The 11,565-nt window shown below is 65.2% G+C and carries 14 protein-coding genes; 8 read left to right on the top strand and 6 right to left on the bottom strand.

The genetic code is table 11. The features are described 5' to 3' along the window. Positions 1-150: 150 nt before the first annotated feature. Entirely contained in the window at positions 151-759 is a 609-nt protein-coding gene (locus AB8998_RS15725; protein ID WP_369738725.1) for a TetR family transcriptional regulator, read from the bottom strand. A gap of 73 nt (positions 760-832) precedes the next feature. Next, entirely contained in the window at positions 833-1,762 is a 930-nt protein-coding gene (locus tag AB8998_RS15720; RefSeq protein ID WP_369738724.1) for an alpha/beta hydrolase, read from the bottom strand. 396 nt (positions 1,763-2,158) lie between these two features. On the opposite strand from AB8998_RS15720, the gene AB8998_RS15715 reads away from it, so the two are divergent. Further along, positions 2,159-2,872, top strand: a complete 714-nt coding sequence (locus tag AB8998_RS15715) for a 2OG-Fe(II) oxygenase (RefSeq protein WP_369738723.1) — start codon at positions 2,159-2,161, stop codon at positions 2,870-2,872. Between the two features lie 36 nt (positions 2,873-2,908). Here the strand turns inward: AB8998_RS15715 and AB8998_RS15710 are convergent, their stop codons facing one another. Next, complete coding sequence (locus AB8998_RS15710; protein WP_369738722.1) at positions 2,909-3,997, bottom strand: AurF N-oxygenase family protein; 1,089 nt, start codon at positions 3,995-3,997, stop codon at positions 2,909-2,911. Positions 3,998-4,483: 486 nt separating this feature from the next. Between AB8998_RS15710 and AB8998_RS15705 the strand changes: the two genes are divergently transcribed. After that, on the top strand, positions 4,484-4,666 hold the full coding sequence (locus AB8998_RS15705) for a hypothetical protein (protein WP_369738721.1): 183 nt from the start codon (positions 4,484-4,486) through the stop codon (positions 4,664-4,666). A 1,126-nt stretch (positions 4,667-5,792) separates the two neighbouring features. Here AB8998_RS15705 and AB8998_RS15695 read toward each other — a convergent pair. Continuing rightward, positions 5,793-6,065, bottom strand: coding sequence for a hypothetical protein (locus tag AB8998_RS15695; RefSeq protein WP_369738720.1), 273 nt, complete (start codon positions 6,063-6,065; stop codon positions 5,793-5,795). A 290-nt stretch (positions 6,066-6,355) separates the two neighbouring features. On the opposite strand from AB8998_RS15695, the gene AB8998_RS15690 reads away from it, so the two are divergent. Together AB8998_RS15690 and AB8998_RS15685 are read left to right on the top strand one after the other, a co-directional pair. Further along, entirely contained in the window at positions 6,356-7,672 is a 1,317-nt protein-coding gene (locus AB8998_RS15690; RefSeq protein ID WP_369738719.1) for a DEAD/DEAH box helicase, read from the top strand. Between the two features lie 75 nt (positions 7,673-7,747). Then, positions 7,748-7,951, top strand: a complete 204-nt coding sequence (locus AB8998_RS15685) for a cold-shock protein (RefSeq protein WP_144954743.1) — start codon at positions 7,748-7,750, stop codon at positions 7,949-7,951. Between the two features lie 80 nt (positions 7,952-8,031). Here AB8998_RS15685 and arsM read toward each other — a convergent pair whose 3' ends face one another. Beyond that, positions 8,032-8,826 (bottom strand): arsenite methyltransferase, encoded by a 795-nt coding sequence (arsM, locus tag AB8998_RS15680; RefSeq protein WP_369738717.1) that lies wholly within the window; start codon positions 8,824-8,826, stop codon positions 8,032-8,034. 86 nt (positions 8,827-8,912) lie between these two features. On the opposite strand from arsM, the gene AB8998_RS15675 reads away from it, so the two are divergent. The 4 genes from AB8998_RS15675 to AB8998_RS15660 all read left to right on the top strand — a co-directional run bounded on the left by AB8998_RS15675 (position 8,913) and on the right by AB8998_RS15660 (position 10,850). Further along, on the top strand, positions 8,913-9,293 hold the full coding sequence (locus AB8998_RS15675; protein ID WP_369738716.1) for an ArsR/SmtB family transcription factor: 381 nt from the start codon (positions 8,913-8,915) through the stop codon (positions 9,291-9,293). 132 nt (positions 9,294-9,425) lie between these two features. After that, positions 9,426-9,671: a hypothetical protein gene (locus AB8998_RS15670; protein WP_369738715.1), complete on the top strand. Its 246-nt coding sequence runs from the start codon at positions 9,426-9,428 to the stop codon at positions 9,669-9,671. Positions 9,672-10,296: 625 nt separating this feature from the next. Then, complete coding sequence (locus AB8998_RS15665) at positions 10,297-10,578, top strand: type II toxin-antitoxin system Phd/YefM family antitoxin (protein ID WP_369738714.1); 282 nt, start codon at positions 10,297-10,299, stop codon at positions 10,576-10,578. Positions 10,579-10,586: 8 nt separating this feature from the next. Then, positions 10,587-10,850 carry a type II toxin-antitoxin system RelE family toxin gene (locus tag AB8998_RS15660; protein ID WP_369738712.1) on the top strand — a complete coding sequence of 88 codons (264 nt, stop codon included), beginning with the start codon at positions 10,587-10,589 and terminating at the stop codon, positions 10,848-10,850. A gap of 267 nt (positions 10,851-11,117) precedes the next feature. On the opposite strand, the gene AB8998_RS15655 is transcribed toward AB8998_RS15660, so the two are convergent. Then, positions 11,118-11,453, bottom strand: coding sequence for an integrase core domain-containing protein (locus AB8998_RS15655; RefSeq protein WP_369738711.1), 336 nt, complete (start codon positions 11,451-11,453; stop codon positions 11,118-11,120). Between the last annotated feature and the right edge of the window lie 112 nt (positions 11,454-11,565).

The raw sequence follows: 11,565 nt of genomic DNA, 5'->3' as shown, positions 1-11,565 counted from the left end.
GATCGCTTGCGCTACAACGGAATCCGTAGGCGATCGTCAGACGTTGCGATGAGTCTGCGCCCCCGAACCGCTTAGCGTGACCGCGATCAGAGCATAGTACATGTTGTGCATATTTTGCAGTCTATGCAAGTTCGTTGGCGGTGTTTTGCGTCACTTCGTGAAGATGCTGTGGACCAGCGCGGCGGCGCGCTCCACGTAGGGCATCGGCGTGTCGTCGGCGTCCTCGGGCTTGCCACCAGACCAGCGCTCGATACCCGAGCGCACGGCCGTCAATGCCAGGGCGGAAATCATCGCGGGGACCTCGTCGTCGGGCCGCATACCCTGGCGGCGCGCGACGATGTCGGTCAGGTGGGTTTGGAAGCGCTCCAAGTCGGCGAGGAAGGCGGCCAGCACCGCGGGGGTGGTTTTGGCGAGCTGCAACATGCACACCGCCTGCTCGCGCTTGGGCGGCGCGTCGCGAAGGTGGTGGGCCGCCAGCGTGATCAGTTCCGCCAGCACCACCGAGTAGGGAGCCGGTCCGGACGCGACGAACTCGGCGACGAGTTCCGGGGGGATGTCGGAGGGGCCGTAGGCGATCGCGGATTCTTTGTTGGGAAAGTAGTTGAAGAAGGTGCGAGAGGAGATGCCGGCCTCGACGCAGATCTCGTCGATCGTGACCCGGTCGAAGCTGCGTTCGCTGGCCAGGCGCACGACGGCGTCCCGGATGTCCATGCTCGTCTGGCGGCGCCGGCGCTCGCGGAGTCCGATCTGATTGGCCATAGCACTCAATAGTTGCACAATCTGCAAACTCTGCAGTCACAACGTGATGGATCGCATGCCGATCCGGCCGGCCTCAGCGATGCGGGGCCGCCAGCGCAGCGCCCAGATGGGCGCACTGGCTGTCGAGAAAGTTCACCGAAATGGGTGCCTTGTCGGCGATCTGGTCGAACGCATGAAAGGCGCCCGGCGCGAGCTCCTGGTGCACGGGGACACCGGCGTTGCGAAGCCGCCGGGCATACTCCACGCACTCGGCGTAGAAGAGGTCCAACGTGCCGACCCCGATCCAGGCCGGGGCGAGACCGGACAGGTCTTTGCGCCGCCCCGGCACCGCCTCGAGCGGATCGGCGCCGTCGAGGTACCAGCGCCACGCCAGCTGGTTGTCGCTCTCGGTCCACATGATGCGTCTGGGCCCATCGCCTCCGGCGCCGGTGCGATCGTCGAGCATCGGATACACCAGCATCTGGAAGGCGAGCTCGACGTCGCCCCGATCATGGGCGCGCTGGGCCACGGCCGCCGCGAAATGCCCACCGGCACTGGCGCCCCCGACGGCGACCCGATCCGGGTCCACCCACGGCTGGCGCGCCAGCCAAAGGAGGGCCGCATAGCAGTCCTCGACTGGCGTGGGGTAGGGATGCTCGGGCGCCAGTCGGTGTTCGACGGCCGCCGCCGCGATCCCGGTGCGCCGGCACAGCTTGCGGAGATACTTGTCGTCCTGGGCGGCGACCCCCATGATGGTGCCGCCCCCGTGGATCCACAGCAGCGCGGGTGCCCGGTCGGGTGGCCCGGCCGGGCGGTGCAGGCGAACGGTGACGTGCTCGTTGACGGCGGCGACCGGCGTGTCGCGCAACCGGCCGGCGTTACCCAGGGCCGCCATAAGCTTTCGCTGCAGCTTGTACCCGCGGTGCAGCGCGTATCCGCGGGGCAGGAACCGCGCGGCGGTGCGCAGGCCGGGGTCCACGACGTGCCGTGTCGTGAAGGCCTTGTCAGGGGGTCCGCTCACCATGGGTGCTCTCGATTCCCGCGCGCCGACAGGCCAGCATGACCATACAGGATGCGAAAAGTGAGCCAAGCCGTTCCAAGGGCTTCGAACCGGCTGATTGGGTGGGGTGCGGCGAGGGTATGCCGCGGCGTGTCTTCGACTCCGACAAACGTCATCAGCGTTCTTGATCCCCGTACCGGCGAGGTGGTGACGCAGGTGCCCATCGCCGAGCCGTCGGCATGCGATGCTGCGGACGTGCGTGCGGCCGGACGGCCGTGAAGGTGGTGCACTGGTCGTCGCCGGGTGAGTGAGCGGGCGCGCATTACTGCGACGAGCCTGTAGATTTTGCAGTTCCGCACTCGTACTTCGTCTGCGCATTTACAGGCTCGATGAAGTGTCATACCCCGGGAGACCGTCCTGATGGCAACGACGTGGCGCCGGCGCGTAGACGGCGCGGACTGGCAGGCCGTCACCGCCGACATGAACGAATTCGGCGGCGCGCTGACGTCCGAACTGCTCACTCCCACCGAGTGTGCAGCGCTCATCGCTCTCTACGCCGACGACCGCTTGTTTCGCGCCACCGTCGACATGGCGCGCCACCGCTACGGACGGGGGGAGTACCGCTACTTCGACCGGCCCTGTCCGCATCCCATCGACGAACTGAAACACGCGCTCTACCCCCGGTTGTTGGCGATCGCCCGCGACTGGTGGGCCAAGCTGGGCCGGGAGGCTCCCTGGCCCGACACTCTCGACGAATGGCTGGACCTGTGCCATCGGGCCGGCCAGACCAAATCCACGGCTCTCCTGCTCAAGTACGGTCCCGGCGACTGGAATGCCCTGCACCGAGACCTCTACGGGGACCTGGTCTTTCCGCTGCAGGTCGTCATCAACCTCAGTGCACCGGCCGTGACCCATACCGGCGGCGAGTTCCTGCTGGTCGAGCAGCGGCCGCGGGCGCAGTCGCGTGGTACGGCCAGCACGCTGCCGCAGGGGCACGGCTATGTCTTCACCACCCGGGAGCGGCCGGTCCGCTCGACGCGGGGATGGTCGGCCGTCCAAGTACGTCACGGAGTGTCGGTGGTCCGGTCGGGGCAGCGCTACACGCTCGGCTTGATTTTTCACGACGCCGCCTGACACCGCGGGGGAGCGCGGTCGACGAGGAACTGCGCGTCAGGCCAGCGCGCCGCGATGCACGGAAGGTGTTGCGTGCGGGTCGTCGCCGGACACCGGCGCCGCATCGTCGTCGGGCAGGGTGCTCAATCGCCCGCGTTGCGGCTCGCCGCGGTAGCGCGAGGGCTCGCCGTCGATCCCGCACGCCCGCCACAGCATGTGGGAAAGCGGATTCATCATCCCGGTGTCGTAGGCCAGCGCCCGCATATCGGCGAACAGGTCGCGCAATAATTTCTGCGATTCAGGTGACCCGAAGAACAGGTCCCGTTTTACTTCGGGCGGAATATCGAACTCGCGCCAAAACGCCTCCGGCGGAACAACAATTGCGTGGCACAACAGGCGCATGATCAACGGGAAATACAAGGAGAGCCAGAAGCGCTGCCATTTGGGCAGCTGCGGTAACCGCTTACGCAAGAATTCGTGCGCGAAGGAGATGTGCCGCGCTTCCTCGGCCACGTGGATGGCCATCACCCGCTCCATGATCGGATGCAGTGCCTTGCCCTCGCGCAGCACATCCTTCTGGGTGTGGTCGAGTGGTTCCTCGCCGGCGAGCACCCCGATGAAGAAGGCCACCGGCAGCGGACCGGCAGCTAGGGGGACCAGCGGCGAGATCCAGCGCAGGATGCGTGGCATGCCCGGAACGCCGTCGGCGACGCGGTTGACCATCTCCTGCAGCATCAGGGTGTGGTTGCCTTCTTCGATGGATTCGTGCAGGCAGTAGCGGTATTCCGGGGAGCCGTTGGGCAGCCAGAACGCGTAGTTCAGCAGGCCTCGGATCAGGACGGATTCGAAGTGGGTGCCCACCTTGGCGACGTTGGCCTGGCGCCACATACCGATCTTGATCTTGCGTTCCTCGGGCTGCCCCTGGTACCAGGGGTGGCGCCCCAGCGGATCGGTAGCCGGGAGGATCCACCGGGGATCGTTGTCGATGACCGCGAACTCCGGGGCATCCCAGTCGATGTCGGTATAGGGGTTGAAGTTCCGTCGCACCGATCCCTCGGACAACGTTGCGATGCTGCTTACGTACTCGGTGTCGTCACGCACCTCCATGTTGCGGTGCCAACGCCGGAGCAGAAGCCTCCTGGCCATTCACAGCCCCCGATAATGTTCAGATCAACACGTACACAACCAACAATCCTCGCGGCCTGGTCGGCGACAATGTCGCCTACGGCGACTTCCGCGAGGGGATTTCCGGCGTTTGCGCTGCGATTTTCCCGCTTCTCACTTGACCAGATCGCTCCCGTGCGGTCGACACGTCAAAAGAGCCGCTTTCTGGACTCGCATGGGGGTGAATATACCGTACCGACCTCCGCGCATCGTGGCGGCTTCGCGGAGGTGCCGGCAATGAAGCGCCAAATCACGCTCGGGCCAATGGGGGTTTCGCCGGGTTTCGCCGAGCAGATTTTTCGATGTCGTTCGCCGACTGTCCGGCACCATCGGGACGTTCGGCCGCCACCGAGACCCTCGCCGCTCGAGTCGCCGGCGCCGTGTCCTCCCGGCGCCGACGGAACGGCCGGCGACACCGACACGCTGAATCGGTCGTGGGAGCCCCAGCCCGTCGGAACGCTTCGGGGCGTGCTGACCGACACCGTTGTCGCCGTCAACTGCGGCGACCAGGGGTCGGTGTACAAGACGCCGATGGTCATAACGCGGGAAGGCGATGTTCCCGACGGCGTCACCGTGGCCGATCAACAATTGTTCGCCGACCCGGCTCTGTTCAAAAACCCGACTGCGACACCGATGGACTGCCGCCATTGAAATCAGACACCTCCCATCGGAATTGCCGTTGGTGATCCTCGGAATCGTCCTCGCGCTGGGGGGTGCGGCCCGGCGATTGCTGGCCGGGATGATCCGTCGCGGCAGCCGGCGCCGGCCGCCAAAGCGGCGCCCGGAGCGCCGAGGCGCATCCAGGCCGAGTCGCCGCACCCCGCGGCGCCGCAACGGCGCGCCCCGCGGCAAAAGGTGCGCCGGCGCTGCCACCCGCGCCGGCGGCACCGGCACCGGCACCGTGCCGACCGGGGCCCAGTGCTGACCAGGTCTACCTCAAACTGGCCTCGCAGATTCCCGGCGTCACCGTCACAGATCCCAAGGTCGAATCGTCACCGGCCATGCCGTGTGTACCGGCCTCCAATGGCTCCAATGCGGGATGCCGCAGCCGCGACCTGCGAGCAACACGAACACCGCGCCCGCGCAGGCTCAGTCAGCCGTCGACGCTGCGATCACCGCGTACTGTCCCCAATATCGGCGTTAGCGGACCCGCCTGCCCTTCTCGGAGCGCGGCGATGAACTCCGAGGTGTAGTACTCGGCCGGTGTCTGCGAGTTCGGCGATGGGCGTTCGACGAAGACCCACGCACCGGTGGTATTCGGGGACAAAACGCGTCCCGCAGCGTCAGCGTCGCTGTCCCGGCGCCATCGGTCTCCATCGTCCCGTCGGTGACGCCGGCAGTGCACGACACCGAAGAGGCCGGTGCCTGGATCAACCTGACGTTGTAGCGAACTCCGGGTTCGACGGCCACGAGTTGGACGTGCGCGGTCACCGTTTGATTTGCGCCCGTGCCGATTACGGCTCGGGCCGTACCGTGTCCCCGCGACTGCATATTCACTGCCGGGGTGAAGTCGCACGCACGGAACTTCTGGGTGAGCGGCACCAAAGTGCTTGCGCCGGCGGGACTTGCCGCCACCAAGCCGCCGACGGCCCAAACCGCGGCAGCGGTGAAAACCTCGGCGCTCGCGATCGACAGCGCGGCTAGTTTGTCGTGGAGCACCCCACGATGGTGTGGTGCGAGGCGTGGCCCCGTCGCGCGGATGTGATCAAGCCCGCTCGGTGCCACGATAGTGACTCAGTTGACGCCACCGCTCCTCGAAAGCTCGGCGTTTACTACTTCAGTGGCGTTCTTTGGCGCGCGCTCCGGCGTCGCCGCTGGGCCGATCCGAGAAGACCGGGTGTTCGACCGGCTTCCCGGAGGCCTCGCCCGAGACCACGTATTCGGGCGCTTCAGGGTGGGAAAACAGGTTCGAGTTGTCCATGTGTGTCCTTACGAAAGAGGAGGTCGGCCGGTCCGCATCGGCGGTCGGACGACGATCGAATCGCACGCTGATCTCTTTTCTGGTGCGCCGACGATTCGCGATGACCGCTGGCAGGCGGTTCGTGTTCAACGGTACAGGCAGCGGGCGGGCGGTGCGCGCAGGTCTTGACCCCGGGGCGCACCGGGCCGGCATGTGCGCTATGCTCGTAGCAATGTTGGCCGTCCTACGGCGGCCGGCACGTCGTGAAACGCTTCTTCATCCTTCCGGCGTCCGCCCCGATCGAGTGGTTGGCGCACTGAATCCGGCGCAGTTCGTATCGCGGCGATCGATTTTGCCCACCGGCAATCTCGCCACTTTGTGCTGACCGAACGCGCGCATTTTGCCGCCAAGTCGGCACCACCGATGCTGAAAGACATCCAGTGACCACAGGCATGACATTTGCCGATCTCGGCGTGCGCGAACCACTCATCGAGGTGCTCGCCGCCCGCGGGATCAGCCATCCGTTTCCCATCCAGGTCGAGACACTTCCCGACACCCTCAGCGGCCGCGACGTCCTCGGCCGCGGCAAGACGGGCAGCGGCAAGACGCTCGCCTTCTCGATTCCTCTGGTCAGCAGGCTGGCCGGACACCGACGCCGCCCGTCCCACCCGACGGGTCTGATTCTGGCCCCGACCCGGGAGCTGGCCACCCAGATCACCGCGACCCTGGAACCGCTGGCCGGCGCCAACGGGCTACGTGTGACGACGATCTTCGGCGGCGTGTCGCAAAGCAGGCAGGTGGCGGCGCTGAAGTCCGGCGTCGACGTCGTCGTGGCCTGCCCAGGCCGGCTCGAAGACCTGATGAAGCAACGTCTGATCAGTCTCGACTCGGTCGAGATCACGGTGATCGACGAAGCCGATCACATGGCCGACCTCGGTTTCCTTCCCGGCGTCACCCGCATCCTGGCGGCCACCCCGATGGGCGGCCAGCGCTTGCTGTTCTCCGCGACCCTCGACAACGGGGTCGACAAGCTCGTCAATCGGTTCCTGCGCGACGCGGTGCTGCACTCCGTCGACGGCTCCGACTCGCCGGTGCCCGAGATGACCCACCACGTGTTCCACGTCTCCGACGCGCAGGCCAAGAAGGAGTTGGTCCACCGGCTCGCCTCCGGATCGGGTCGCCGCATCCTGTTCATGCGCACCAAGCACCAGGCGCGCAAGCTCGCCAGGCAGCTCACCGAATCCGGTGTCCCGGCTGTCGACTTGCACGGCAACCTGTCTCAGCCCGCGCGCGACCGGAACCTGGCCGCTTTCACCGCCGGTGACGCGCGCGTGTTGGTGGCCACCGACATCGCGGCACGCGGTGTCCATGTCGACGGGATCGAACTGGTCGTGCACATCGATCCGCCCGCCGAGCACAAGGCGTACCTGCACCGGTCCGGGCGCACCGCGCGGGCCGGCAATGCCGGTGATGTCGTCACCGTCGTCCTGCCCGAGCAGCGCAAGGACACGCACGCGTTGATGCGCCGTGCGGGCATCCGCGTCACGCCGCAGGAGGTCACCGTCGACTCGGCCGCCGTGCATGCGGTGGCCGGGGACGTGGCGCCGCACCGGGCCCCCGCGCCGAAGCAGGCCGTCCCCGCGCACACCGCGCAACAGCGCCCGGCGCAGCCTCGCCGCTCCGGTCCTGCCGGCCGGCGGCGCCGTTCGGCCCGCTCCCAGGGTTCGTCGTCGCAGCGCGGCAACAATTGTCAATAAATAGCACGGCTCGTGCTACGTTGATCGCGCGGATATTTTAGGTATATCCGCATTTGAAATGAGAGAAGAAAGTAAATGGCACAGGGGACTGTGAAATGGTTCAACGGTGAGAAGGGCTTCGGCTTCATCACCCCGGACGACGGCGCGAAGGACCTGTTCGTCCACTACTCGGAGATCCAGGGCAACGGCTACCGGTCGCTCGAGGAAAACCAGCGTGTTCAGTTCGAGGTAGCGCAAGGCGCCAAAGGACCTCAGGCAGTAGGAGTGACTGCTGTCTAAGTAACTCCAAACGTGACAGTGGGCTGGTGCGGTTGCTCCGCGCCAGCCCACTGGCCTTTCTGCATCGGCTCTGTGTCGGTTCAGCCGCCGACCGATGCTGCGGGTTTGGTGGCGCGGATGATTGCGCCGTGCATTCCGTCGGCGACTTCGTGGGTGAAGGCCACGGAGGCATCGACGAATCCGGTGGCTGCCAGGCCGTCGAGGTATTCCTTTTTGGACAGGGCTCCGGCAATGCAGCCGACATGGGAGCCGCGCTCGGCTCGTTCGGCCGCGGTGAGGCGATCCTCGGCGACCACGTCGGAGATCCCGATCCGCCCTCCGGGAACCAGAACCCGAAACATTTCGGCGAGCACCGCCGGTTTGTCGGCCGACAGGTTGATCACGCAGTTGGAGATCACCACGTCGACCGCCGCGTCACGCAGTGGGATGTCCTCGATGGTGCCCTTGAGGAACTCGACGTTGGTGACACCCGCTTTGGCCTTGTTCGCCTCGGCCAGGGCGAGCATCTCGTCGGTCATGTCGACGCCGTAGGCGAACCCCTCAGGTCCGACTCGGCGCGCCGAGAGCAGCACATCGATGCCGCCGCCGGAGCCCAAGTCGAGCACGCGTTCACCGGGGTGCAGGTCGGCGACCGCGGTCGGGTTGCCGCACCCCAAGCTCGCCGCAACGGCGTCGGCGGGCAGCTCGGAATGCTCGTCGGCGCCGTAGAGACCCGCTCCGAAAATGGTGCCGACGTCGGCCGCATCGCTCGACCCGCAACAGCTCGCCGCGGTGAGCACCTCGCTGTTGGTGGCGCCACCGCTGATCGCGTTGGCGGCGGCGCCGTAGCTGGCGCGAACCTGATCGCGCAACTCGCCGTCCCTGGTCTCGGTCATTTCGATACTCCTCTCATCGACTGATGTCTATGGGATCAAGACTGCATTATCCATCGACGGCTGTCAATGTGTGTCATACTGGGTTTATGCCTACGACGATCGCTTCCTCAGCGCAATCCGATGTATCGCTACTGGTGGCGGATCTCCAGACGTGTTGTCGTCCCATCGCCGATGCGGTGCTGGATGCGGAGGCCGCCGAGCGGCTGGCCATGGTTCTCAAGGCGCTCGGCGAGCCAACCCGGCTGCGGCTGGTGTCGCTGATCGCGGGCCACGAGGCGGCCGAAGCATGCGTCTGTGACTTGACCGGGCCGGTCGGGCTGTCCCAACCGACCGTGTCACACCACCTCAAGGTCCTGGTCGAGGCCGGTCTGCTCGAGCGCACCCAGCGCGGCAAATGGGCCTACTACCGGCTAGTGCCGGCCGCCCTGGATGCCCTAGCCGGCGTGTTCGCCCGCACCGGTCGATGACGACACCAGCGTCGCCGTCGTGCAAATCGTCGCAGCCCACCCGCTGGCAGGACAAACCATGCCGATCAACCTTTTGCACGGTGTTGGAAAAACGTCACAGTGACAAAATAATTACGCTGGGCGCCCTTCGACGTGACACGGAAGATTTCATGTTTATCAGAATGTGCAACCAACCGCCGGGCAAAAAACCATGAATTCTCGGACCCGTCCGAACGACAGGGGATGGCAACGGGTCAGGCCAGCGATGAATCGGCTACAGCCCTTAAGCCGCCGGTGCGAACATTTGGACAGCTCCCAGATATTCATGTCTCAGACGATTTCGATGAACCGCTCCCAGATGCGGAAATCGTTTTCTGGGAAGCTGATTCAACAGACTGATTCGACTTTGAACGCATGCGAACCATTGGATCCCGCAGGGGGTCGGCACTATCGTTAATGCGTCACGGTGACGAAATAGCGCGGCGGGATGGACCTCGGGTTGGGCAAGCGCGCCGCGATCGAGCGCGCTCATCACCTCCATAACGTCACAGTGACGAATTAAACGGCTCGCGCGGGACCTCGACGACGCGGAGCGTCCGCCGGTGTCAGGTAGTTCTGGACTGTCCATCGTCCTGTCCGGCGCTGTCAGATAGTCATGGATTCAGACTCAGCGCCATGGTTACGCCGGGCGAAGATCCGCAGGTTGCATGGACAGGGACCTGGGCGGGTGTCACTGTCAGGTAGTTCTGGAACGGAGGGCGAGAAATCGGACAGCTACCAGGTTTTCCCGGATTACTCCCAACTAGTTCAGGATCGGACAATCGGCTCGCAAAGCTGTTGTTATACAAAGCAACTCGCAACAGTTAACTGGTAACGGTGCGTGCTCGAGAGGTGCGAGTTGGCCTAGGGAGCGCATGCGGCCGGGTTTCCGCATCGTCGCCAGATGGTTCGGGGCCAGTGGTGCAGAACTATAGGCCTTTATTATGGCCTGTAGCTGGCTTATATTTAGGTCTAACATGGTGGTATGCGGATACTGCCCATTTCGAAGATGAAAGACAAGCTCAACGAGTATGTCGACGCGGTCGCCCAAACGCAGGATCAGATCACGATCACCAAGAACGGAGCGCCGGCGGCAGTGCTCGTCGGCGCCGAGGAATGGGAATCGCTCCAGGAGACGCTGTACTGGCTTTCCCAGCCCGGGATCAAGGAATCCGTCGCCGAGGCCGACGCCGACATTGCCGCTGGGCGCACGTACGGCGAGGACGAAATTCGCGCCGAATTCGGCCTGCCTCGGCGCGGCAACTGACGCAGTCGGTGGGTTACACGGTTCGGTTCACCGGCACCGCGCGGCGTGACCTGCACAAGATGCCGCCGCGGGTGCTCGCGGCCGCGATTGAGTTCGCGTTCGGCGACCTAGCGCGGGAACCGCGCCGGGTCGGCAAGCCGCTGCGGCGTGAACTGACAGGGCTGTATAGCGCCCGGCGCGGCCCGTACCGCCTGTTGTACCGGATCGACGAGGAGCACTCACTAGTGCTGATTCAGCGTGTCGATCATCGCGCGGACATTTACAGGCACTGACGGTAGCCTCACGGTGACGAAATGCTTTGTAACGCAAGCCTAACTCGCAAAGCTGGTAACGGTGCGTGCTCGAAGGTGCGAGTTGGGAGTGGTCGGGGATCCGCGGCGGAGTCCCCGGCGAAATCATGGATGCACTACGGCACCGCCGCGATCATCCGTGACAAGCGCGCCGGTGTGCTCGACACCGCCTACGCTGCACACCCAGAACGGTTCGTGCGAAAGTCCGCCTGAGGTGTTTCTGACTTTGCGATAGACATTCGCGTTTGATCAGACAACATCGTCGGGATCCTGTATGGGTTGAGTGTGCCTTTGCTGGCGGTGCCAGGCAAGTCGGCGGTTGCGGGCGGATTCGAGCCCGGCTTGGCGTGCTTTGCGGATGGCCTCCCCTCGTCCTTCGTGTTCGTCGTTGGGCGTGACATAGCCGATGCCGGCGTGCAACCGGACTCCGTTCCAGAATTGGCGGGTGACGGCAAGTTCGGCGCGCAGGGTGGCGGGGTCCTCGATCGCGAGCAGGTGCGGGAACTCGGCCTTGAGGTGCCCGTTGAAACTCTCGATCCAGGCTTGATCGGTCGGCGTTCCGGGGCGTCCGAAGGGGCGTGTCATTCCATCTGTGTAAGTCCGGGGTGGTCCATCATCGGACCGCCGTTGGGCGGACAGAAGGAGTGTTTTGTGACCAAGACCATGCAGATGCCGGCTGAGGAGACGACCGCGGCGC

This window comes from Mycobacterium sp. HUMS_12744610 (assembly GCF_041206865.1).
GTDB lineage: Bacteria > Actinomycetota > Actinomycetes > Mycobacteriales > Mycobacteriaceae > Mycobacterium > Mycobacterium servetii.
The sequence above is the reverse complement of the archived record's forward strand: the minus strand, read 5'-3'. Positions and strand labels throughout refer to the sequence as shown.